This window comes from Bradyrhizobium sp. WCU1 (genome assembly GCF_053474805.1).
Genome location: NZ_CM130280.1, coordinates 3,400,370 through 3,421,499 on the forward strand (window position 1 = coordinate 3,400,370; position 21,130 = coordinate 3,421,499).

Below are 21,130 nucleotides of genomic sequence, written 5' to 3' on the forward strand. Positions count from 1 at the left end.
GAAACCAGCCTAAACGCCCGCAACATGAGGGCAAATTCTTCTCGATCGGTTACCCCACGACCCGCTTCCGGCCGTCAGCGGTAAAAAGATGCAGTTTGTCGCGCGGGGCGACCGCCAGGATCCGCTCGCCGATCCCAGGGCCGGTGGCGCCGGGAACCCGGACGATCACCTCGCCGGGCGGCAGCTCGCCCGGATTGGCGGCAACGCCCTGTTCCGCGCGCTGGCGGCTGCCATAGACGAAGGTCTCGGCGCCGACATGCTCGATTGCCTCGACGGTCAGGCCGAGCGCGACGCCGCCCGGTGCGGTCTCATTGGAGATCACGAAATCCTCCGGCCGGATCCCGACAATGCCGGCGCCGTCGACGCCCGCGATCTGGGACGTCAGCTCCTCCGAGCGCAGCGGCATCAGGTTCATCGGCGGGGCGCCGATGAAGGACGCGACGAAGGTGGTTGCCGGCTTCTGGTAGATCTGGAGCGGATTGCCGATCTGCTCGACCTGGCCGCCATTCATGACGACGAGGATGTCGGCCAGCGTCATCGCCTCGAGCTGGTCGTGGGTGACGTAGATCGAGGTGGTGTTGAGCCGGCGCTGCAGCTTGCGGATCTCGACCCGCATCGCGATGCGCAGCTTGGCGTCGAGGTTCGACAACGGCTCGTCGAACAGGAACACCTTCGGCTGGCGCACGATGGCGCGGCCCATCGCGACGCGCTGGCGCTGGCCGCCGGAGAGCTGGCGCGGCTTGCGCTCCAGCATTGGCGAGAGCTCAAGCACGCGCGCGGCTTCCTCGACCCGGGTCTTGATCTCGGCCTCGGCCATGCCGCGGTTGCGCAGGCCGTAGGCCATGTTGTTGTAGACGCTCATATGCGGATAGAGCGCGTAATTCTGGAACACCATCGCGATGTCGCGATCGGCGGGCTCGACCTGGTTGACGACACGGCCGCCGATGTCGATCTCTCCGCCGGTGATGGTCTCGAGCCCGGCGACCATCCGCAGCAGCGTGGACTTGCCGCAGCCGGAGGGGCCGACCAGCACGCAGAACTGGCCGTCGCCGACGTCGACATCGACGCCCTTGATGGCCTCGAAGCCGCCGGGATAGGTCTTGCGGACGCTGCGCAGCGTGACGTTGGCCATTACTTTTCCGTCTCCACCAATCCGCGCACGAACAGTTTCTGCATCACGACGACGACGAACACCGGCGGCAGCATCGCGAGCAGCGCGGTCGCCATCACGACAGGCCATTCGGTCAGCGCGTCGGTTGTGGTGATCATCTTGCGGATGCCGACCTGGATGGTCTGCATGTCATCGCGCGTCGTGATCAACAGCGGCCAGAGATACTGATTCCAGCCGAGGATGAACAGGATCACGAACAGCGCGGCCATGTTGGTGCGCGACAGCGGCAACAGCGTATCCCAGAAGAAGCGGAACGGTCCTGCGCCGTCGATGCGCGAGGCCTCCAGCAATTCATCCGGCACCGTCATGAAAAACTGCCGGAACAAGAGTGTCGCGGTGGCGGACGCGATCAGCGGCAGCGACAAGCCGGCGTAGCTGTCGAGCAGATGCAGGTCGGCGACGATCTTGTAGGTCGGATAGATGCGCACCTCGACCGGCAGCATCAATGTGATGAAGATGATCCAGAAGATCGCCATCCGGAACGGAAACCGGAAATAGACGATCGCGTAGGCCGAGATGATCGAGATCGCGATCTTGCCGACCGCGATCAGCAGCGCCATGACCAGCGAGTTCAGCATCATGTTGAGGACGGGCTCGCGGGTCGAGCCGCTCGTGCCGACAAACAGCGTCTGGTAGTAGGTCTCGAGGAAATGGCCGCCGGGCAGCAGCGACATCTGGCCATTGGCGATGACGGCGTTGTCCTGGGTCGAGGCGACGATCGCGAGATAGACCGGGAAAGCGACGATCGCGATCCCGATCCACAGGATGACGTGAGCCAGATAGCGCTGGAAGCCCTGTTCCTCGACCATCAGTAAGTCACCTTGCGCTCGACGAAGCGGAACTGGATTCCGGTGAGCACGATCACGATGACCATCAGGATGACCGACTGCGCCGCCGACGAGCCGAGATTGCCGCCGAGCAGGCCGTCCGAATAGACCTTGTAGACGAGCGTCTCGGTCGCCTTGCCGGGGCCGCCGCGGGTCATCGTGTCGATGATGCCGAAGGTGTCGAAGAAGGCGTAGACGATGTTGATGACCAGGAGGAAGAAGATGGTCGGCGACAGCAGCGGGAAGATCACGGTCCAGAACCGCCGCATCGGACGCGCGCCGTCGATCGCGGCGGCCTCGATCACGCTCTTCGGGATGCTCTGGAGGCCTGCGAGGAAGAACAGGAAATTGTAGGAGATCTGCTTCCAGGCCGCGGCGAGGATGACCAGGGCGGCGGCCTGGTCGCCGTTGAGCAGCGGATTCCAGTCAATGCCCATGCCGCGCAGATAGCGCGACAGCACGCCGAGCGAGGGATGCAGCATGAACACCCAGAGCACGCCGACGACCGGCGGCGCCACCGCATAGGGCCAGATCAGGAGCGTGCGGTAGAGCGTCGAACCGCGCAGCGGCTTGTCGGCCATCACGGCGAGCAGCAGCGCGAACGACAGCGAGGACACCGCGATCGCGAGCGAGAACGCGAAGGTCCTGATAATCGCGGCGAAATAGGCCGGGTCCTTGAACAGCTCGAGATAGTTCTCGAACCAGACGAAGCTGGTGGACAGGCCGAAGGCGTCCTGCAGCAGGAAGGACTGGATCACCGCCTGCGCGGCCGGCCAGTAGAAAAAGATCAGGACGATCGCGAGTTGCGGGGCAACCAGCGCGTAAGGCAACAGCTTTGATTGAAAAATGGCTTGCTTTTGCATGATCTCGGAAGAATTGGCAGGCCGCGCTTGCGGCCTGCCGGATGGTCTCAAGGCATCATGTCAGTGGACGGCGGTCTTTTCAAACTGCCGCAGCATCTGATTGCCGCGTTCGACGGCCGAGTCCAGCGCCTGCTTGGCGGTCTTCTTGCCGGCCAGCGCCTGCTCGATCTCCTCCGACCACATGTCGCGCAGCTGCACCATGTTGCCGAGGCGCAGGCCGCGGGAATTCTCGGTCGGCTCCTTGTTGGTGAGCTCGAGCAGCGGGGTCTCGAGATAGGGCTGGTCCTTGTAGAAGCCCTCTTCCTTGGCCTTGGCGTAGGCCGCCTTGGTGATCGGCAGATAGCCCGAGGCCTTGTGGATCCAGACCTGGCGGTCGGTGTCCGAGAGGAAGGTCAGGAACTTGGCGATGCCCTTGTATTCCTCCGCCGACTTGCCGCCCATGATCCAGAGCGAGGCACCGCCGATGATCGAGTTCTGCGGCGCGCCCTTGACGTCGGGATAATACGGCATCGGCGCCGCGGTGAAGTTGAACTTGGCCTGCGCCTTGACGTTGCCGAAGAAGGCCGACGAGGTCAGGTAGATCGGGCATTCACCCGAGGTGAAGCGGCCTTCACCGGTGTTGGTGCGGCCGGCGTAGTCGTAGGTCTTGTCCTTCTGCAGCTCGACCAGGTTCTCGAGATGCTTGACCTGCAGCGGGCCGTTGAATTCGAGCACGGTGTCGAAGCCGTCGAGGCCGTTGGCCTTGCTGGCGAGCGGCACGTTGTGCCAGGCCGACAGCTGCTCGAGATTGACCCAGGTGACCCACGAGCCGGAGAAGCCGCAGGTGGTGTAGCCGGCCGCCTTCAGCTTCTTGGCGTCCTCGAACACTTGCGGCCAGGTCTTCGGGATCTCGGCGATGTTGGCCTTCTTCAGCGCGTCGAGGTTGACCCACATCACGGTCGACGACGAGTTGAACGGGAACGACAGCATCTCGCCCTTCGAGGTCGAGTAATAGCCGGTGATCGCGGGCAGATAGACGCTCGGATCGAACTTCTCGCCGGCGTCGGCCATCAGCTTGTAGACCGGTTTGACGGCGCCGGTGGCGGCCATCATCGTCGCGGTGCCGACCTCGAACACCTGCATGATGTGCGGCGCGTTGCCGGCGCGGAACGCCGCGATGCCGGCATTCATGGTGTCGGCGTAACCGCCCTTGTAGGTCGGGATCACCTTGTAGTCGGACTGCGAGGCGTTGAAGTCGGTGGCCAGCTTGACGATGACGTCGTTGTTGGCGCCGGTCATCGCGTGCCACCACTGGATCTCGGTCACCGCAAATGCAGGCGACGCGAATGCAAGCGTAGCAGCGGCTACCGCAGCAGCGCCTAATCGTCGGAAAATCATCAAAGCCCCTCCCGGTTGGAACGTCATCTTTCGTTGCGCGCGTTATCAGCGCCGGATGACGTTCAAATGACCGTATAAACGAAAGCCATCGTAGGGGGGAAGCCGCGACAAAGGGAAGCGGTAAAAAAGGCGGAGATCGCAGCCGCCGCCCTGCGGTGCAACGCCGGACGCGACGCTGCACCGCGGGGCTGACGGATGGTTGTGTCAGCGCTTGCGCTGGGGACCGCAGACCACGCCCTTGTCGACCAGGCCGTTGATCTCGTCGCTGGAGTAGCCGAACTCGCCGAGCACCTCCGCAGCGTGCTGGCTGAATTTCGGCGGTGTGCGGCGCAGGTTCGGCTTGGTGCGTTCGAGGCGGATCGGCGAGGCGACGCCCTTGTACCAATCCTTCTCGATGACGTCGCCGCGATGGATCGTGTGCGGGTTGGTCAGCGCCTGGTCGATCTTCTGCACCGGGCCGGCCGGCAGGCCGGCGGCGAGCAGCCGGTTGCACAGCGGCTCGGCCTCGTGCTGGCTGAACACGGCGGCCAGCTCGGCCCGCAGCGCATCGCGGTTGGCGATCCGGTCCTTGTTGCGGGCAAAGCGCGGATCGGTGCCGAGCTCGGGCTTGCCGATCTCCTTGGCGAGCTTGCGGAAGGTGCCGTCATTGCCGACGCCGATGAAGATGTTGTCGGTCTTGGTCGGGAAGATCGCATAAGGCACGAGGTTCGGATGCTCGTTGCCGGTCAGCTGTGGCGGCTTGCCGTGCATGAAATAGTTCGCGGTGTGCGGATGCATGATCGCAAGCCCGGTCTCGTACAGCGTGGTCTCGAGGAACTGGCCGAGCCCCGAGCGCTGCCGCTCCGACAGCGCCATCAGGATGCCGATCGCGGCATAGAGCCCGGTGGTGATGTCGACCAGCGGCACGCCGATGCGCATCGGGCCGCTCTCCGGCGAGCCGGTGGCCGCGATCATGCCGGTCATCGCCTGGATGATCGCATCATAGCCGGGATTGCCGCCGCGCGGGCCGTCGGCGCCGAAGCCCGAGATCCGGCAATGCACCAGGCGCGGAAATTTCGCGCGCAGCACGTCGTTGCCGATGCCCCATTTGTCGAGCGTGCCGGGCTTGAAATTCTCGATCAGCACGTCGGCGGTCTCGAGCATCTTCATCAGCACCACGCGGCCGCCCTCGGAGGCGAGGTCGAGTCCGATCGAGCGCTTGTTGCGGTTGATGCCGACGAAATAGGCCGCGTCTTCCTCGTGGAAGGGAGGGCCCCAGTCACGCACCTCGTCGCCGGCGGGCGGCTCGACCTTGATCACGTCGGCGCCGTGGTCGGCGAGGATCTGGGTGCAATACGGGCCGCCGAGCACGCGCGTCAGATCGATCACGCGCAGTCCTGTCATCGCGCCCGTGGCCGCTGGGGTATTCATGGAAACAACCTTCGCTCAGTTGGGATAACGAGGGTCCCAGAGCTAACGGTCTTCAGGCGAGGCAGCAATGCTTTGATCGGCGCTGGCCCATGCAGCGGGCAGCGCGTGCGTTCGCCACGCACCAAAAGTAATGGTCCGCCACGTTGTCGCGTGGCGGACCATTGCGTGATGTGGAATTAGACGACGGTCAGCTTGACGTCGACATTGCCGCGGGTGGCGTTGGAATAGGGGCACACCTGGTGCGCCTTCTCGACCAGTGCTTCGGCGTCCGCGCGCGACAGGCCGGGCAGCGAGACGGCGAGCTCGACGGCGAGGCCGAAGCCGCCTTCCGAGCGCGGGCCGATCCCGACGGTCGAGGTCACCGCGGCGTCGGCGGGAACCTTGGGGCCGCCCTGCGAGGCCACGAACTTCATCGCGCCGATGAAGCAGGCGGCATAGCCGGCCGCGAACAGCTGCTCAGGATTGTTGCCGGCGCCACCGCCGCCACCGAGCTCCTTCGGGGTGGTGAGCTTGACGTCGAGCGCGCCGTCGAGCGTTGCCGCATGGCCGTCGCGGCCGCCGGTTGCCTTGGCGCTGGTCTTGTAGAGCACGTTCACAGACATCGTGGTCTCCCTTGGTTTGGCTTGCTGGTTTCGAGTGGGTTTGAAATCAACGGCCGCATGTATTGCATTCAATTGAATTGTGCGCAATATAAATTGCGCGGCCTCACATTTAATTGTTCGCAATTGAATTGGCGGTCCCGTGAGCCCAAAATGACCCGCAAACGAGATGGATTCGATGGGAATCATGGTCAGGAAACAGACGGCGGCGGATCAGGCGCTGCGGCTCGATAACCAGATCTGCTTTGCGGTCTATTCGACCGCGCACGCCTTCAACCGCGTCTACAAGCCGCTGCTCGACCGGCTCGGGCTGACCTATCCGCAGTATCTCGTGATGCTGGCGCTGTGGGAGCGCGACGACGTGCCGGTCAAGGATATCGGCGAGCGGCTGTTCCTGGATTCCGGCACGCTGACGCCGCTGCTGAAGCGGCTGGAAGCGGCCGAGCTGATCAGGCGGACCCGCAGCACCGAGGACGAGCGCGTGGTGCTGATCGCGCTGACGCAGCAAGGCCACGCGCTGCGCGAAAAGGCCAAAGCCGTCCCGCAGTCGATCCTCGCCGCGTCGGACTGCTCGGTTGGCGAATTGCTGACGATGAAGGACGAGATCGTCGCGCTGCGCGACCGGTTGAATGCGGTGCTGGGGGAGTAGGCGGACGGCGTGGCCGCGGTTAGAGGCGCTTCTTGGCGAAGGCGCAGTACCAGACGAGTTGCCAGGGTTTGAATTTTGAAGTGTGGGCGGACTTGCCGGCGTTGTGCTCGGGAATCCGTCGTTTCAGATCCTCGGTGGCGCCAACATATTCCTGATCAGGGAAGTCGATGCTGCGGATGATATAGACGTACCACATTCGCATCTACGAATAGCCGGAGTACGGACGCCTAGCAGGGACAGCTTAGCCTATCGATCGGGAGCGGACTTAGAAAGTGGCGGTTGAACCAGTCCGTCTTCGCCCTTCGGGCTACGCCGGACACCACGCTTCGCCCTTCAGGCAACCCGTAGCTGCGCCACGCGTAGCCCGAAGGGCGAAGCGTGGTGGAGCCAGGCGGGATCGAACCGCCGACCTCTTGCATGCCATGCAAGCGCTCTCCCAGCTGAGCTATGGCCCCTTATCCCGTGGGACGATCCTGGGGGATCAGTCCCTGCCCGCGCGGCCTAGACGACTCGCGCGGCAGCACCGTTGATCACAGATCTGCGCCGATCTCAAGTCTCTTCGTCGCCTCCGACGTCACCAATGATGTCGGTGACGTCCTCATCGCCCTCTTCCTCGTCGGCGATGAAGGTCGAATCGTCGTCATCATCGTCGTCGATGGTCTCATCGACCTCGATATCGTCCTCGGATTCCGGAACCACGGCCTTGACCTTGCCGGTGTTCTCCTCGGCATCGGCCTCCTCGAGCGAGACCAATTCCTCGGCTTCGGCCGCCTCGGGCTCGGCTGCGGTTGCCGGCGAGTTCACGGGCGCGCCACGGCCCCGCGCCGGCGCGACGGGCGCAATCGGCACGACCTCGCCGGTGTAGGGCGAAATCACCGGATTCTTGTTGAGGTCGTAGAACTTCTTGCCCGTGGTCGGGCAAATGCGCTTGGTTCCGAGCTCGGACTTGGCCAACGTGGTCATCCCAGAATTTTGCTGAAAAACGGTGCTTCACTTGGCTAGTTGAGCAGCCGCTGTCAATAGCGGTTTGCGCGCAAGTGACGGGCGCGTGACGCGGTGTTGCCTATGTGATACCTGCCGCGGCGCGAGAGGACACAATCTTGGCCCATTCTGACACCCCGACCCCGCTGGAATCCCGCGCTTGCGGCCCCCTGGCTGGCAAGGTCCGCGTTCCCGGCGACAAGTCGATTTCCCACCGTGCCCTGATCCTGGGGGCGCTTTCGGTTGGCGAAACCCGGATTTCCGGCCTCCTGGAGGGCGAGGACGTCCTCAATACCGCCCAATCCATGCGCGCGCTGGGCGCAAAAGTGGAGCGGACGGCGCCGTTTGCCTGGTCGGTATCCGGCGTCGGGGTCGGCGGCTTCGCCCAGCCCGCAGCGCCGCTCGATTTCGGCAATTCGGGCACCGGCTGCCGGCTGGTGATGGGCGCGGTTGCAGGCTGTCCGATCGCGGCCGTCTTCGACGGCGATGCCTCGCTGCGGTCGCGGCCGATGCGCCGCATCCTCGATCCGCTCGAGCTGATGGGCGCCCGGGTCAGCGATATCCGGGAGGGCGGCCGGCTGCCGCTCACCCTCCACGGTGCCCGCTATCCGGTGCCGATCGTCTACAAGACGCCGGTCGCCTCGGCCCAGATCAAGTCGGCGGTGCTGCTGGCGGGCCTGTCCGCGCCCGGCATCACCACCGTCATCGAGCAGGAGGCGAGCCGCGACCACACCGAGCTGATGCTGAAGCATTTTGGCGCCGAGATCTCCTCGGAGAAGGAAGGCAGCCACGGCCGCAGAATCACGCTGAACGGCGAGCCCGAGCTGCACGGCGCCGAGGTCGTGGTGCCCGCCGACCCGTCCTCGGCATCGTTCCCGATCGTTGCAGCGCTGATCGTCGAAGGCTCCGACGTCGTGTTCTCCGACGTGATGACCAATCCGCTGCGCACCGGCCTGTTCACCACGCTGCGTGAAATGGGTGCCTCGATCGAGGAGAGCGAGGTGCGCGGCGATGCCGGCGAGCCGATGGCGCAATTGCGCGTGCGCGCCTCGAAACTGAAGGGCGTCGAGGTGCCGCCGGAGCGCGCGCCGTCGATGATCGACGAATATCTGGTGCTGGCGGTTGCGGCTGCGTTTGCCGAGGGCACCACGATCATGCGCGGCTTGCAGGAGCTGCGCGTCAAGGAGTCCGATCGGCTCGAAGCCACCGCGGACATGCTGCGCGTCAACGGCGTCAAGGTCGAGGTCTCCGGCGACGATCTGATCGTCGAGGGCCGCGGCCATGTCCCGGGCGGCGGTCTTGTCGCCACCCACATGGATCACCGCATCGCGATGTCGGCGCTGGTGATGGGCTGCGCGTCGGATCGGCCGGTGAAGATCGACGACACTGCCTTCATCGCCACAAGTTTTCCGGACTTCATTCCGATGATGCGCGCGCTCGGAGCTGATTTCGCATGATCATCGCCATCGACGGACCCGCCGCCTCCGGCAAGGGCACGCTCGGCAAGCGGCTCGCCCACCACTACGGCTACCGCCATCTCGACACCGGCGTGATCTACCGCGCGGTGGCCTATGCGATGATGGCGCAGGGCGCCGACCTCAATGATGAGGCGCTGGCGGTGGCCGTGGCGCTGGAGCTCGACCCCGAGAAATTCGGCAATCCGATCCTGAAGACCCAGAAGGTCGGCGAGGGGGCATCCGTCGTCTCGGCCTTTCCCAAGGTGCGCGAGGCGCTGGTCAGCTTCCAGCGCCAGTTCGCCGCCGATCCGCCCGGTGCGGTGCTGGATGGGCGCGACATCGGCACCGTGATCTGCCCCGATGCCGACGTGAAGATCTTCGTGGTCGCCGATCCGCAGGTGCGGGCGCGCAGGCGCACGCTGGAGGCCCGGGCCCGCGGCGAGGACGCCGACGAGGCGGCGGTGCTCGCGGACATCCTCAAGCGCGACGAGCGGGACCAGAATCGGGCGATTGCGCCGCTGCGGCCGGCCCCGGACGCCCACACGCTGGACAATTCCAACCTCGACATCGAGGCCGGCGTGCGCGCCGCCATCGCCATCGTCGAGGCAGCGCGCGCCAAACGCTAAAGCGCGATGATATTTGGTTGAATCGTCATCGCGCTTTAGCTCTTTGTTTGAGCATGATCTTTTCGGAAAACCGCTTCGCACTTTTCCGGATCATGCTCTAGAATCAGCGGCATCGAAGCGCCCTTTCGGCTCGAAAACCCAGCAAAATGGGGCATTTCCTGCTTGCCGAAAGCAGGGCTCAGGGCTATATCAGCGCCGTTCGGCGCCACCATCGACCATGTCGAGGCCGTGTCTGAGCGGGCCGGTGCTGGGTTTGAGCCCTCGCCGCATCTGGAGGAACGCCCGCTCCCAGGTCTTGCAGTCGATATTTTCGCTTCGGGCTCCGGACTATCAAACGTACCGAACGTGCAGTCTTGCTGCCGGCCCGCTGTTGCTCCTCCTGCAACGAGCGGTCGTCAGGGTTTGCGGAACCCTGACACTTCACGCGCGGTGCGCCCAACAACCCGAACGGCCGGCGAGATCCCGCATCTGGAGAACCAATGGTTTCGAATTCTGCGTCTTCCTATTCCCCGACCCGCGACGATTTCGCGGCGATGCTTGATGAGTCCTTTGCCGGCGGCAATCTGCAGGAAAGCTCGGTCATCAAGGGCAAGGTTGTTGCGATCGAGAAAGACATGGCCGTCATCGACGTCGGCCTGAAGACCGAGGGCCGCGTCGCGCTGCGCGAATTCGCCGGCCCCGGCCGTGAGAGCGACCTGAAGGTCGGCGACGAAGTCGAGGTGTTCCTCGACCGTATCGAGAATGCGCTCGGCGAAGCCGTGCTGTCGCGCGACAAGGCGCGCCGCGAGGAAAGCTGGGGCAAGCTCGAGAAGGCGTTCCAGAACAACGAAAAGGTCAACGGCGTCATCTTCAACCAGGTCAAGGGCGGCTTCACGGTCGACCTCGACGGTGCAGTGGCCTTCCTGCCGCGCTCGCAGGTCGACATTCGTCCGATCCGCGACGTTGCGCCGCTGATGAACAACTCGCAGCCGTTCCAGATCCTCAAGATGGACCGCCGCCGCGGCAACATCGTGGTGTCGCGCCGCACGGTTCTCGAAGAGACCCGCGCCGAGCAGCGCCAGGAGCTGGTGCAGAACCTCGAAGAAGGTCAGGTGATCGACGGCGTGGTCAAGAACATCACCGATTACGGTGCGTTCGTTGATCTCGGCGGCATCGACGGCCTGCTGCACGTGACCGATATCGCCTGGCGCCGCGTCAACCACCCGACCGAGGTGCTGACCATCGGCCAGACCGTGAAGGTCAAGATCATCAAGATCAACCACGAGACCCACCGCATCTCGCTCGGTATGAAGCAGCTGCTGGATGATCCGTGGCAGGGCATCGAAGCCAAGTACCCGCTGGGTGCCCGCTTCACCGGCCGCGTCACCAACATCACCGACTACGGCGCGTTCGTCGAGCTCGAGCCGGGCATCGAAGGCCTGATCCACGTCTCCGAGATGTCGTGGACCAAGAAGAACATGCACCCCGGCAAGATCGTTTCGACCTCGCAGGAAGTCGAAGTGCAGGTCCTGGAAGTGGATTCGGTCAAGCGACGCATCTCGCTCGGTCTCAAGCAGACCATGCGCAATCCCTGGGAAGTGTTCGTCGAGAAGTTCCCGGTCGGTTCGGTGGTCGAGGGCGAAGTCAAGAACAAGACCGAGTTCGGTCTGTTCCTGGGTCTCGAGGGCGACGTCGACGGCATGGTCCATCTCTCCGACCTCGACTGGAAGCTTCCGGGCGAGCAGGTCATCGACAACTTCAAGAAGGGCGACATGGTCAAGGCCGTGGTGCTCGATGTCGATGTCGAGAAGGAGCGTATCTCGCTCGGCGTCAAGCAGCTCGAAGGCGACCCCTTCGCCGAGCCGGGCGACGTCAAGAAGGGCGCGGTCGTGACCTGCGAAGTGCTCGAAGTGAAGGAAAGCGGCATCGAGGTCCGGATCTCGGGCACCGAGTTCACCACCTTCATCAAGCGGTCCGAACTGGCCCGCGATCGCAACGACCAGCGCGCCGAGCGCTTCGCCGTCGGCGAGAAGGTCGATGCCCGCGTCATCCAGTTCGACAAGAAGGCCCGCAAGGTGCAGGTCTCGATCAAGGCGCTGGAAGTTGCCGAAGAGAAGGAAGCCATCGCGCAGTACGGCTCCTCCGATTCGGGAGCGACGCTTGGCGACATCCTCGGCACCGCGTTGAAGAACCGCGGCACCGACAAGTAAGCGTTCGCACCATTCTCGCGAACAATCGGGGCCCCGGCGCAAGCCGGGGCCCTTTTGTTTGCCGGATTGCGGGCCTTGTTTTCTTCATATTGCGTCGCAATTGATGTATTTGGCTAAGCTGATAGTGACGCTGCGACGGCAAAACGCGCGGACCTTCGCGCTGACCATTTCTGGAGAGACCGATGTCGCTGGATTCGGACGTGATCGTCGACCGTCGCCGTATCAGGCGCAAGCTGACATTCTGGCGCGTCGCCGCTGCGGTCATTGCGATCGCGGCCATCGTCGGCGTGGGCGTGATCGCCGCCGGCGGACGCGGCGGCTTGTCGACGTCGAACGCGATCGCGCGGATCAATATCGACGGATTGATCCGCAGCGACCAGCAGCGCGTCGAGGCGCTGGAGCGGCTCGGAAAGTCGAGCTATGCGGCGGTTGTCGTGCACATCAATTCGCCCGGCGGCACCACCGCGGGCTCCGAGCAGCTCTACGACTCGCTGATGCAGTTGAAGGCGAAGAAGCCGCTCGTCGTCGTGGTCGAGGGATTGGCCGCATCGGGCGGCTACATCACCGCGATCGCCTCCGACCATATCGTCGCCCAGCAGACCTCGCTGGTCGGCTCGATCGGCGTGCTCTTCCAGTTCCCCAACGTTTCCGAATTGCTCAAGACCGTCGGCGTGAAGATGGAGGAGATCAAGTCCTCACCGTTGAAAGCGGCGCCCAATGGCATGGAGCCGACCAGCCCCGAAGCCCGTGCCGCGATCGAGGGGCTGGTCAAGGACTCCTATGCCTGGTTCCGTGGATTGGTGAAGGAGCGGCGCGGCATGGACGATGCGCTGTTGGAGAAGGTCGCGGATGGACGCGTCTTCACCGGCCGGCAGGCGGTCGATCTCAAGCTGATCGATCAGCTGGGAGATGAAAAGACCGCGATCGCCTGGCTGGTTGCGGAGAAGAAGGTCAAAAGCGACCTGCCGGTGCGCAATTACACGCTTAATCCGCGATTCAGCGACCTGACCTTCCTGCGCACCGCGGCGTCGATGACGCTCGATGCGTTCGGCCTTGGCGCCATCGCGCGGCGGATCGAGCAGGGTGGCGTGGCCCAGGCCGTCGACCGGTTTGGGCTCGACGGCATGCTGGCGCTGTGGGCGCCGGGAGGAGCCGACTAGTCGGGTGCGAAACGCGTGATGATCAAGGTATTCCCGCTCTGCGGGAATCGCCGCATGCCCCAATTGGGCTATTTGTCACGCGATTTCACGGCGTCCTAAATCGATTTAGCGTCTTGACAGTGCACGGCATTTTCACGGAAATGGGTTTCCGCAAGAGCCCGGATCCCATTTTCGATGATCAAATCCGAACTTGTTCAGCGTATCGCCGAGCACAACCCGCACCTCTATCAGCGGGACGTCGAGAACATTGTGAATGCGATTCTCGATGAAATCGTCGCGGCGCTGGCGCGTGGCGACCGCGTCGAGCTGCGCGGTTTCGGCGCATTCTCGGTGAAGCATCGCCCGGCGCGTGCCGGCCGCAATCCGCGTACCGGCGAGCATGTGCCGGTCGACCAGAAGAGCGTGCCGTTCTTCAAGACCGGCAAGGAAATGCGCGAGCGCCTCAATCGCGACGAGGCCGAGGCGGGAGCCGCCAAGATCGACGCGCCCAAGGCTGATGCTTAAGGCTGAGGCCTGAGCGCCGCCTCCGGCGTTGTCGTGCTGCGGGCGAAGGGCCCGCACTTTCTCCATCGCTGCGAGAGATGGTCATGCGAAAGTTCTTCACGGCAGTGGTCGTCATTCCGCTCGGACTGATCTTCATCATCTTCGCCGTCGCCAACCGTCACTGGGTGACGGTGTCGTTTGACCCGTTCAATTCTGTGACGCCGACGGTTGCGGTCACACTGCCGCTGTTCGTGGTCATCATCGCTTCCGCGATCCTGGGCGTGATCGCGGGCGGCATGGCGACCTGGTTCAAGCAGGGGCGCTGGCGCCGCGCCGCCCGGCAGCACGAGGCCGACGCCCGCCACATCCGCGCCGAGCTCGCCGACCTCAGGGCCGCGGCCTCCCGGGACGACGCGCAGCGCCGCCCGGCCGCGGCCCAGCTCGGCTTTTACGGGCCCAATGGGCGAGACAAGCAGGGCGCGACGTTGTAGAACCCGCCCCGTCCGACCAGGGTTCACCCCGGTTCCGGCCGCCCGAAAACCTGTTTTGAGACCCGTTTCGAGACCATGCCCCTGCTCGTCAAAATCTGCGGCCTGTCAACGCGCGAGACGCTCGACGTCGCGCTGGAGAGCGGCGCCGACATGGTGGGGTTCGTGTTCTTTCCGCCGTCGCCGCGCCATATCAGCCTAGAGACCGCGCGCGAGCTCGGCAAACAGGCCAAGGGCCGCGCCGTGAAGGTCGCGCTGACGGTCGATGCCGACGACGCGACCATCGAGAACATCATCGAGACGCTGCGGCCGGATATCCTGCAGCTGCACGGCAAGGAGACCACCGCGCGGCTGCGTGATCTCAAGCAGAAATTCGGCCTGCCGCTGATGAAGGCGCTGCCGGTCGAGACCGCGGCCGACCTCGCGCCGCTGCCGGGTTATGCCGGCGTCGCCGACAGTATCCTGTTCGATGCCCGCGCGCCAAAGGATGCGACGCGGCCAGGCGGTCTCGGCGCGCCGTTCGATTGGCACGTGCTGGAAAATCTCGACCTCGCGCTGCCCTACATGGTCTCCGGCGGGCTCAACGCCGAGAACGTCGCTGAAGCCGTCCGCGTTACCCGCGCCGGCGGCGTCGACGTCTCCTCGGGTGTCGAGCGCACGCCCGGCGTCAAGGATCCCGAGCTGATCCGCGCCTTCATCCGCGCCGCACGCGCAACCCAAAGTACTACCCAAGAACTGATGGTTCGATGAATCAAAACCTGCCCAATTCCTTCCGCAGCGGCCCCGACGAGCGCGGGCATTTCGGCATTTTCGGCGGACGCTTCGTCGCCGAAACGCTGATGCCGCTGATCCTCGATCTCGAAAAGGCCTATGCCGACGCCAAGGCCGATCCGGCGTTCCAGGCCGAGATGAATGTCTATCTGAAGGACTATGTCGGCCGGCCGTCGCCGCTGTATTTCGCCGAACGGCTCACCGAGCATCTCGGCGGCGCGAAAATCTATTTGAAGCGCGAGGAGCTCAACCACACCGGTTCGCACAAGGTCAACAACGTGCTCGGCCAGATCATGGTCGCGCGCCGCATGGGCAAGAAGCGCATCATCGCCGAGACCGGCGCCGGCCAGCATGGCGTGGCGACGGCGACGCTGTGCGCGCGCTTCGGGCTCGAATGCGTGGTCTATATGGGCGCGGTCGACGTCGAGCGGCAGCAGCCGAACGTGATCCGCATGGAGATGCTCGGCGCCAAGGTCGTCCCGGTGCAGTCGGGCGCGCGCACGCTGAAGGACGCGATGAACGATGCGCTGCGCGATTGGGTCACCAACGTGCACAACACCTTCTATTGCATCGGCACGGTGGCGGGTCCGCACCCCTATCCAATGATGGTGCGCGACTTCCAGTCGATCATCGGCCACGAGACGCGCAAGCAGATGCAGGAGGCCGAGGGCCGCCTGCCGGACTCGCTGATCGCCTGCATCGGCGGCGGTTCCAACGCGATGGGCCTGTTCCATCCGTTCCTCGACGATCCCTCGGTCGAGATCTTCGGCGTCGAGGCAGCCGGCCACGGGCTGACGCAGCTGCATGCGGCCTCGCTTGCCGGCGGCCGCCCCGGCGTGCTGCACGGCAACCGCACCTATCTTTTGATGGACGCCGACGGCCAGATCGAGGAAGCGCATTCGATCTCGGCCGGCCTCGACTATCCCGGCATCGGCCCCGAGCACGCCTGGCTGCACGAGACCGGCCGCGTGACATATCTCTCGGCGACCGACGAGGAGGCGCTGGCCGCATTCCAGCTGCTGTCGCGGCTCGAAGGCATCATCCCCGCGCTGGAATCCGCGCATGCGATCGCGAAATTGTCCGAACTCGCGCCGCAGCGGCCGAAGGATCACCTGATGGTGGTCAACCTCTCGGGCCGCGGCGACAAGGACGTTCCGCAGGTCGGCGACATCTTGAAGGCGAGGCAGAAGTGATGGGCTGGGCGCTCCTTCCTTACCTCTCCCCGTTGGGGAGAGGTCGGCTGCGCAGCAGCCGGGTGAGGGGTCTCTCCACTCATTCGAACCGCAGCGATGTTTCGATCATCTCGAGCACACCCTCGCGATTCTCATACACATCGGTCTTGGTAACCCGCACGACGAGAAAGCCGCAAGCTTCGAGGACTTTGGTCCTGGCTTCGTCGCGTTTCAGTTCTGATGACGTGGAATGTGTTACGCCGTCGACTTCCACGATCAGTTTGCCGTCGAGCGTGACGAAATCGACGACGTATCGGTCAATCGGGTGCTGGCGACGGAATTTCCATCGCGCTAGCCTGCGATTGCGCAGCGCCTGCCAAAGCTTCGCCTCGGCGTTTGTCTGTGACGCGCGGAGGCTTCGCGCTCTTGCTTTGAACTGCTCCATCCCCCTCACCCGGCTGCTACGCAGCCGACCTCTCCCCGGAGGGGAGAGGTATAGCACAGCGACTGTCCAACCATGACTACCCGTATCGACGCACGTTTCGCCGAGCTGAAGCAGCAGGGCCGCTCCGCCTTCGTCACCTTCGTGATGGCGGGCGACCCCGACGCCAAGACCTCGCTCGATATCCTCAAGGCGCTGCCGAAGGCCGGCGCCGACGTCATCGAGATCGGCATGCCCTTCACCGATCCGATGGCCGACGGCCCGTCGATCCAGGCCGCCGGCCTGCGTGCGCTCAAGGGCGGCATGACCTTGCGCAAGACGCTGGCGATGGTCCGCGACTTCCGCAAGGAGGACAACGCCACGCCGATCGTGCTGATGGGCTACTACAATCCGATCTACATCTACGGCGTCGACGGCTTCCTGACTGACGCCAAGACCGCCGGCGTCGATGGCCTGATCATCGTCGACCTGCCGCCGGAGGAAGACACCGAGCTCTGCATCCCGGCGATGAAGGCCGGGTTGAACTTCATCCGGCTGGCGACGCCGACCACTGACGACAAGCGCCTGCCGGCGGTGCTCGCCAACACGTCGGGCTTTGTCTATTACGTCTCGATCACCGGCATCACCGGCAGCGCTGCGGCCGACTCCAACGCGGTTGCGGAAGCGGTCGCGCGCATCAAGCGGCACACCAAGCTGCCGGTCTGCGTCGGCTTCGGCATCCGCACCCCTGAGACGGCGCGCGCGATCGCCGAGAGTGCCAACGGCGCCGTGGTCGGCACCGCAATCGTCGATGCGGTGCGTGCCAACCTCGATGCCGAGGGCCGCGCCACGCCGAAGACCGTGAGTGCGGTGGCGGACCTGGTGTCCGCGCTGGCGCAGGGGGTCCGGGGCGCCAAGCAGGCCGCTGAATAAGCCACATTTTGCGGCAACAAGGCCGCAGACGGCGGCTTGCCGGGTTCGCCCGGCCCGCCATATATCCAGCTGGTGCGGGACCGACCCGCATTTCGGAGCGAACCATGAACTGGCTCACCAACGTCGTCCGGCCGAAGATCCGCAACATCCTGCGCCGCGAGACGCCGGAGAATCTCTGGATCAAGTGCCCGGATTCCGGGCAGCTCGTGTTCTACAAGGACGTCGAGGCCAACCAGTTCGTGATCCCCGGCTCGAACTACCACATGCGCATGGGCGCGGTGGCCCGGCTCAAGTCGATCTTCGACAATGAGACCTGGTTCGACGTCGCGCTGCCTGACGTCGCGGCCGATCCGCTCAAGTTCCGCGACGAGCGCAAGTATGTCGACCGCATCAAGGACGCGCGCGCCAAGACCGGACTGAACGACGCGATCAAGGTCGGCTACGGCAAGTTAGAGGGAGCCGGCGTCGTGGTCGCGGTGCAGGATTTCGATTTCATGGGCGGCTCGCTCGGCATGGCGGCCGGTGAAGCGATGGTGCGCGGGCTCGAGCTCGCGGTCGAGAAGAAGTCGCCGTTCATCGTGTTCGCCGCCTCCGGCGGCGCGCGGATGCAGGAAGGCATTCTGTCGCTGATGCAGATGCCGCGCACCACGGTCGGCGTGCAGATGCTGCGCGAGGCGCGCCAGCCCTACATCGTCGTGCTGACCAATCCGACCACCGGCGGCGTCACCGCCTCCTATGCGATGCTCGGCGACATCCACATCGCCGAGCCCGGCGCACTGATCGGCTTTGCCGGCGCGCGCGTGATCGAGCAGACCATCCGCGAGAAGCTGCCCGAAGGTTTTCAGCGCGCCGAATACCTGCGCGAGCACGGCATGGTCGACATGGTCGTGCATCGCCATGAGATGAAGGCCACGCTGGCGCGGCTGTGCCGGCTGCTGACCAAGGCGCCGGCGCTTGAAACCGCATCGAAGCCCGCAACTCCGGTCACCGAGCCGGCCCAGATCGTGACGGCCCCGGAGACGGTGCCGGCCGCGCCGCACGCGTGACCGCAAGCGCCGCCCCATCGCAGGCCTCGTTCGAGGCGCTGATCGCGCGGATATCGGCGCTGCATCCCAAGCGCATCGATCTCAGCCTCGATCGCATGCGCGGCCTGATGGAGCGGCTCGATCATCCCGAGCGCAAGCTGCCGCCGGTGATCCATGTCGCCGGCACCAACGGCAAGGGCTCGACGGTCGCATATCTGCGCGCGATCCTCGAAGCATCGGGCCTGCGGGTGCACGTCTTCACCTCGCCCTATCTGGTGCGGCTCAACGAATGCTACCGGCTCGGCGCCGTCGGCGGCGGCAAGCTGGTCGGCGACGATGAGCTGCACGCGACGTTCGAGCATTGCGAGCGTGCCAATGCCGGCAATCCCATCACCATCTTCGAGATGGAAACGGCGGTCGCGTTCTGCCTGTTCGCGAAGCATCCGGCCGACGTTGCGTTGCTCGAGGTCGGCCTCGGCGGCCGGCTGGATTCGACCAATGTGGTCGAGATGCCGCTGGCTTCGGTGATCACGCCGGTCAGCATGGACCATATGGAATTCCTCGGCGACACGCTGGCCCTGATCGCCAGCGAGAAGGCCGCGATCATCAAGCGCAAGGTGCCGGTAGTGTGCGCCGAGCAGGCGCCCGATGCGATGGCGGTGATCGAGGCGGAGGCGCACCGCATGCGGGCGCCGCTGCACGCCGCCGGCCAGCAATGGCATGTCGGCGTCGAGCGTGGCCGCCTGGTCTATCAGGACGAGCGCGGCCTGATGGATCTCGCTGCGCCAAAACTGTTCGGTCGCCACCAGTTCGACAATGCCGGCCTTGCGATCGCGACGTTGCGCGCGATCGACGCGTTCAAGCTCAACCTCGCCGCCTTCGAGACCGGCATCGTCAGTGCGGAATGGCCGGCGCGGATGCAGCGGCTGGTCTCCGGCACGCTCGTTTGCCAGGGACCGCAGGGCTCCGAGGTCTGGCTCGATGGCGGCCACAATGCCGAGGGAGGCCGGGTTGCGGCCGCCGCGCTCGGCGATCTCGAGGAGCGCGTGTCGCGGCCGCTGGTCGTGATCGCAGGCATGATGGCCAACAAGGATGCCAGCGCATTCCTCGCCAATTTCGCCGGATTGACGCGCCACATCATCGCGGTCCCGGTGCCCGGCCGCGACAACGGCATGGCGCCGGACAAGCTTGCCGACGCCGCGCGTGCGCTCGGCATGCGCGTCGAGATCGCGACCGGCGTCGACGCCGCGCTGCGACGGCTCGCTACGCTGGCCTATGAGGTGCCGCCGCGCATCCTGATCACCGGCTCGCTGTACCTCGCCGGCCCGGTGCTTGCGGCCAACGGCACGCCTCCTGCATAACAGGCCTCGCGTCCCTGCTGCGGTACGCATGAGGGAGGACGAGACACATGCGTTTTGCTGCGATCGCCGACATCCACGGCAATCATCTCGCGCTCGAAGCCGTACTGTCGGACATCCGCGCCCAAGGGATTTCCGACATCGTCGATCTCGGCGACATGGTCAGCGGACCGCTCGACGCGCAGCCGACCATCGATATGCTGATGGCGCTCGATGCGGTCCATCTGCTCGGCAATCACGACCGCTATCTGATCGACCGCCCGCATGAGAAAATGGGCGCATGGGAGCGGCTGGTCCATACCCAGCTCGAGCAGCGGCATTTCGACTGGCTGCGCACGCTGCCGGCCAATGCGGTCTATCGCGACGCGGTGTTCCTCTGTCACGCAACGCCGCAGGATGACGAGACCTATTGGCTCGACACGGTGCTGCCGGGCGGCGAGGTGTGCATCTCTTCGCCCGGATCAATCGAGGCGAGGGCCGCAGGCATTGCGCAGTCGCTGATCCTTTGCGCCCATACGCATACCGCGCGCGCCGTGCGGCTTCGCGACGGGAGGCTGATCGTGAATCCCGGCAGCGTCGGCTCGCCCGGCTATCGCGACGTCCATCCGTATCCGCATGTGGTCGAAGCCGGCTCACCCGACGCGCGCTACGCGATCCTCGAAAGGGTTGGTGGCGACTGGGATGTCACCTTCCGCCACATCCCCTACGACCACGAAGCGATGGCGGCGCTGGCGCGGCGCAATGGCGAGGCCGAGCTCGCCTCGGCGCTCGCGACCGGATGGATCAGGTAAAACAAAACGGCCGGCTTTCGCCGGCCGTGTCGCAAATCAGCTAATTCAAAGCGGATCAGACCGCAGCGGTGATCCACTGCTGCAGCTTGGCCTTCGGCGCGGCGCCGACCTGACGCGACGCCATCTCGCCGCCCTTGAAGATCATCAGGGTGGGGATCGACATCACGCCATACTTCGACGCGGTCTTCGGGCTCTCGTCGACGTTGAGCTTGACGATCTTGACCTTGTCGCCCATCGCGCCGGAAATCTCATCGAGAGCGGGCGCGATCATGCGGCAGGGGCCGCACCATTCGGCCCAGAAGTCGACGACCACCGGCCCGGTCGCCTTGAGCACTTCGGCTTCGAAATCGGCGTCAGAAACCTTGCCAACGGCCATGTG

General features: G+C 64.8%; 22 protein-coding genes, 1 tRNA gene and 1 pseudogene. 13 read left to right on the forward strand and 11 right to left on the reverse strand.

The features are described from left to right. Window positions 1-49 precede the first annotated feature (49 nt). The 6 genes from ACTUWL_RS15825 to ACTUWL_RS15850 all read right to left on the reverse strand — a co-directional run bounded on the left by ACTUWL_RS15825 (window position 50) and on the right by ACTUWL_RS15850 (window position 6,250). Entirely contained in the window at window positions 50-1,132 is a 1,083-nt protein-coding gene (locus tag ACTUWL_RS15825) for a sn-glycerol-3-phosphate import ATP-binding protein UgpC (RefSeq protein ID WP_021082593.1), read from the reverse strand. Continuing rightward, complete coding sequence (ugpE, locus tag ACTUWL_RS15830) at window positions 1,132-1,980, reverse strand: sn-glycerol-3-phosphate ABC transporter permease UgpE (protein ID WP_021082594.1); 849 nt, start codon at window positions 1,978-1,980, stop codon at window positions 1,132-1,134. The genes ACTUWL_RS15825 and ugpE overlap by 1 nt, the downstream gene beginning before the upstream one ends. Further along, a complete protein-coding gene (gene ugpA / locus ACTUWL_RS15835) occupies window positions 1,980-2,861 on the reverse strand; it encodes a sn-glycerol-3-phosphate ABC transporter permease UgpA (protein ID WP_021082595.1) in 882 nt (293 codons plus the stop codon). Before ugpA ends, ugpE begins: the two co-directional genes overlap by 1 nt. A gap of 60 nt (window positions 2,862-2,921) precedes the next feature. Continuing rightward, window positions 2,922-4,238 carry a sn-glycerol-3-phosphate ABC transporter substrate-binding protein UgpB gene (gene ugpB / locus ACTUWL_RS15840; protein WP_021082596.1) on the reverse strand — a complete coding sequence of 439 codons (1,317 nt, stop codon included), beginning with the start codon at window positions 4,236-4,238 and terminating at the stop codon, window positions 2,922-2,924. 204 nt (window positions 4,239-4,442) lie between these two features. Continuing rightward, complete coding sequence (locus ACTUWL_RS15845) at window positions 4,443-5,648, reverse strand: CaiB/BaiF CoA transferase family protein (RefSeq protein WP_021082597.1); 1,206 nt, start codon at window positions 5,646-5,648, stop codon at window positions 4,443-4,445. A 176-nt stretch (window positions 5,649-5,824) separates the two neighbouring features. After that, a complete protein-coding gene (locus tag ACTUWL_RS15850; protein WP_021082598.1) occupies window positions 5,825-6,250 on the reverse strand; it encodes an organic hydroperoxide resistance protein in 426 nt (141 codons plus the stop codon). Window positions 6,251-6,434: 184 nt separating this feature from the next. Between ACTUWL_RS15850 and ACTUWL_RS15855 the strand changes: the two genes are divergently transcribed. After that, window positions 6,435-6,896, forward strand: a complete 462-nt coding sequence (locus ACTUWL_RS15855; RefSeq protein WP_035653755.1) for a MarR family winged helix-turn-helix transcriptional regulator — start codon at window positions 6,435-6,437, stop codon at window positions 6,894-6,896. Between the two features lie 28 nt (window positions 6,897-6,924). Here the strand turns inward: ACTUWL_RS15855 and ACTUWL_RS15860 are convergent. The 3 genes and pseudogenes from ACTUWL_RS15860 to ACTUWL_RS15870 form a co-directional block, all read right to left on the reverse strand. Next, window positions 6,925-7,092 (reverse strand): annotated as a pseudogene (locus ACTUWL_RS15860) (GIY-YIG nuclease family protein); the annotation flags it as partial. A gap of 183 nt (window positions 7,093-7,275) precedes the next feature. Further along, a tRNA-Ala gene (locus tag ACTUWL_RS15865) sits at window positions 7,276-7,351 on the reverse strand. 94 nt (window positions 7,352-7,445) lie between these two features. After that, complete coding sequence (locus tag ACTUWL_RS15870) at window positions 7,446-7,850, reverse strand: TIGR02300 family protein (RefSeq protein WP_035653758.1); 405 nt, start codon at window positions 7,848-7,850, stop codon at window positions 7,446-7,448. Window positions 7,851-7,996: 146 nt separating this feature from the next. Between ACTUWL_RS15870 and aroA the strand changes: the two genes are divergently transcribed. The 8 genes from aroA to trpB all read left to right on the forward strand — a co-directional run bounded on the left by aroA (window position 7,997) and on the right by trpB (window position 16,244). Next, a complete protein-coding gene (gene aroA, locus ACTUWL_RS15875; protein ID WP_021082602.1) occupies window positions 7,997-9,334 on the forward strand; it encodes a 3-phosphoshikimate 1-carboxyvinyltransferase in 1,338 nt (445 codons plus the stop codon). Further along, the gene (gene cmk / locus ACTUWL_RS15880; RefSeq protein WP_021082603.1) at window positions 9,331-9,960 is read left to right on the forward strand and encodes a (d)CMP kinase; all 630 of its coding nucleotides are present in this window, start codon (window positions 9,331-9,333) and stop codon (window positions 9,958-9,960) included. The genes aroA and cmk overlap by 4 nt, the downstream gene beginning before the upstream one ends. Before the next feature lie 479 nt (window positions 9,961-10,439). Then, the gene (gene rpsA / locus ACTUWL_RS15885; protein WP_021082604.1) at window positions 10,440-12,149 is read left to right on the forward strand and encodes a 30S ribosomal protein S1; all 1,710 of its coding nucleotides are present in this window, start codon (window positions 10,440-10,442) and stop codon (window positions 12,147-12,149) included. A gap of 182 nt (window positions 12,150-12,331) precedes the next feature. Further along, window positions 12,332-13,309, forward strand: a complete 978-nt coding sequence (gene sppA, locus ACTUWL_RS15890) for a signal peptide peptidase SppA (RefSeq protein WP_021082605.1) — start codon at window positions 12,332-12,334, stop codon at window positions 13,307-13,309. A gap of 174 nt (window positions 13,310-13,483) precedes the next feature. Next, window positions 13,484-13,813 (forward strand): integration host factor subunit beta, encoded by a 330-nt coding sequence (locus ACTUWL_RS15895; RefSeq protein WP_021082606.1) that lies wholly within the window; start codon window positions 13,484-13,486, stop codon window positions 13,811-13,813. A gap of 83 nt (window positions 13,814-13,896) precedes the next feature. Further along, window positions 13,897-14,283: a LapA family protein gene (locus ACTUWL_RS15900; protein WP_021082607.1), complete on the forward strand. Its 387-nt coding sequence runs from the start codon at window positions 13,897-13,899 to the stop codon at window positions 14,281-14,283. A 75-nt stretch (window positions 14,284-14,358) separates the two neighbouring features. Then, on the forward strand, window positions 14,359-15,030 hold the full coding sequence (locus ACTUWL_RS15905) for a phosphoribosylanthranilate isomerase (RefSeq protein WP_021082608.1): 672 nt from the start codon (window positions 14,359-14,361) through the stop codon (window positions 15,028-15,030). After that, window positions 15,027-16,244, forward strand: a complete 1,218-nt coding sequence (gene trpB / locus ACTUWL_RS15910) for a tryptophan synthase subunit beta (RefSeq protein WP_021082609.1) — start codon at window positions 15,027-15,029, stop codon at window positions 16,242-16,244. Before ACTUWL_RS15905 ends, trpB begins: the two co-directional genes overlap by 4 nt. A gap of 79 nt (window positions 16,245-16,323) precedes the next feature. Here trpB and ACTUWL_RS15915 read toward each other — a convergent pair whose 3' ends face one another. Next, window positions 16,324-16,668: an endonuclease domain-containing protein gene (locus ACTUWL_RS15915; RefSeq protein WP_021082610.1), complete on the reverse strand. Its 345-nt coding sequence runs from the start codon at window positions 16,666-16,668 to the stop codon at window positions 16,324-16,326. A 72-nt stretch (window positions 16,669-16,740) separates the two neighbouring features. Between ACTUWL_RS15915 and trpA the strand changes: the two genes are divergently transcribed. The 4 genes from trpA to ACTUWL_RS15935 all read left to right on the forward strand — a co-directional run bounded on the left by trpA (window position 16,741) and on the right by ACTUWL_RS15935 (window position 20,751). Further along, complete coding sequence (gene trpA, locus ACTUWL_RS15920) at window positions 16,741-17,577, forward strand: tryptophan synthase subunit alpha (RefSeq protein ID WP_021082611.1); 837 nt, start codon at window positions 16,741-16,743, stop codon at window positions 17,575-17,577. A gap of 104 nt (window positions 17,578-17,681) precedes the next feature. Beyond that, window positions 17,682-18,623: an acetyl-CoA carboxylase, carboxyltransferase subunit beta gene (accD, locus tag ACTUWL_RS15925; RefSeq protein WP_021082612.1), complete on the forward strand. Its 942-nt coding sequence runs from the start codon at window positions 17,682-17,684 to the stop codon at window positions 18,621-18,623. 95 nt (window positions 18,624-18,718) lie between these two features. After that, entirely contained in the window at window positions 18,719-19,963 is a 1,245-nt protein-coding gene (locus tag ACTUWL_RS15930; protein ID WP_291739014.1) for a bifunctional folylpolyglutamate synthase/dihydrofolate synthase, read from the forward strand. Between the two features lie 47 nt (window positions 19,964-20,010). Next, a complete protein-coding gene (locus tag ACTUWL_RS15935) occupies window positions 20,011-20,751 on the forward strand; it encodes a metallophosphoesterase family protein (protein WP_021082614.1) in 741 nt (246 codons plus the stop codon). A 55-nt stretch (window positions 20,752-20,806) separates the two neighbouring features. Here the strand turns inward: ACTUWL_RS15935 and trxA are convergent, their stop codons facing one another. Next, complete coding sequence (gene trxA, locus ACTUWL_RS15940; RefSeq protein ID WP_016847387.1) at window positions 20,807-21,127, reverse strand: thioredoxin; 321 nt, start codon at window positions 21,125-21,127, stop codon at window positions 20,807-20,809. Between the last annotated feature and the right edge of the window lie 3 nt (window positions 21,128-21,130).

What these genes read in the sequence shown, in the direction of transcription:
- ACTUWL_RS15825 (WP_021082593.1), bottom strand. Translation starts at nt 1,132, where the DNA reads ATGGCCAACGTCACGCTGCGCAGCGTCCGCAAGACCTATCCCGGCGGC.
- ugpE (WP_021082594.1), bottom strand. Translation starts at nt 1,980, where the DNA reads ATGGTCGAGGAACAGGGCTTCCAGCGCTATCTGGCTCACGTCATCCTG.
- ugpA (WP_021082595.1), bottom strand. Translation starts at nt 2,861, where the DNA reads ATGCAAAAGCAAGCCATTTTTCAATCAAAGCTGTTGCCTTACGCGCTG.
- ugpB (WP_021082596.1), bottom strand. Translation starts at nt 4,238, where the DNA reads ATGATTTTCCGACGATTAGGCGCTGCTGCGGTAGCCGCTGCTACGCTT.
- ACTUWL_RS15845 (WP_021082597.1), bottom strand. Translation starts at nt 5,648, where the DNA reads ATGAATACCCCAGCGGCCACGGGCGCGATGACAGGACTGCGCGTGATC.
- ACTUWL_RS15850 (WP_021082598.1), bottom strand. Translation starts at nt 6,250, where the DNA reads ATGTCTGTGAACGTGCTCTACAAGACCAGCGCCAAGGCAACCGGCGGC.
- ACTUWL_RS15855 (WP_035653755.1), top strand. Translation starts at nt 6,435, where the DNA reads ATGGTCAGGAAACAGACGGCGGCGGATCAGGCGCTGCGGCTCGATAAC.
- cmk (WP_021082603.1), top strand. Translation starts at nt 9,331, where the DNA reads ATGATCATCGCCATCGACGGACCCGCCGCCTCCGGCAAGGGCACGCTC.
- rpsA (WP_021082604.1), top strand. Translation starts at nt 10,440, where the DNA reads ATGGTTTCGAATTCTGCGTCTTCCTATTCCCCGACCCGCGACGATTTC.
- sppA (WP_021082605.1), top strand. Translation starts at nt 12,332, where the DNA reads ATGTCGCTGGATTCGGACGTGATCGTCGACCGTCGCCGTATCAGGCGC.
- ACTUWL_RS15895 (WP_021082606.1), top strand. Translation starts at nt 13,484, where the DNA reads ATGATCAAATCCGAACTTGTTCAGCGTATCGCCGAGCACAACCCGCAC.
- ACTUWL_RS15900 (WP_021082607.1), top strand. Translation starts at nt 13,897, where the DNA reads ATGCGAAAGTTCTTCACGGCAGTGGTCGTCATTCCGCTCGGACTGATC.
- ACTUWL_RS15905 (WP_021082608.1), top strand. Translation starts at nt 14,359, where the DNA reads ATGCCCCTGCTCGTCAAAATCTGCGGCCTGTCAACGCGCGAGACGCTC.
- trpB (WP_021082609.1), top strand. Translation starts at nt 15,027, where the DNA reads ATGAATCAAAACCTGCCCAATTCCTTCCGCAGCGGCCCCGACGAGCGC.
- ACTUWL_RS15915 (WP_021082610.1), bottom strand. Translation starts at nt 16,668, where the DNA reads ATGGAGCAGTTCAAAGCAAGAGCGCGAAGCCTCCGCGCGTCACAGACA.
- trpA (WP_021082611.1), top strand. Translation starts at nt 16,741, where the DNA reads ATGACTACCCGTATCGACGCACGTTTCGCCGAGCTGAAGCAGCAGGGC.
- accD (WP_021082612.1), top strand. Translation starts at nt 17,682, where the DNA reads ATGAACTGGCTCACCAACGTCGTCCGGCCGAAGATCCGCAACATCCTG.
- ACTUWL_RS15930 (WP_291739014.1), top strand. Translation starts at nt 18,719, where the DNA reads ATGCGCGGCCTGATGGAGCGGCTCGATCATCCCGAGCGCAAGCTGCCG.
- ACTUWL_RS15935 (WP_021082614.1), top strand. Translation starts at nt 20,011, where the DNA reads ATGCGTTTTGCTGCGATCGCCGACATCCACGGCAATCATCTCGCGCTC.
- trxA (WP_016847387.1), bottom strand. Translation starts at nt 21,127, where the DNA reads ATGGCCGTTGGCAAGGTTTCTGACGCCGATTTCGAAGCCGAAGTGCTC.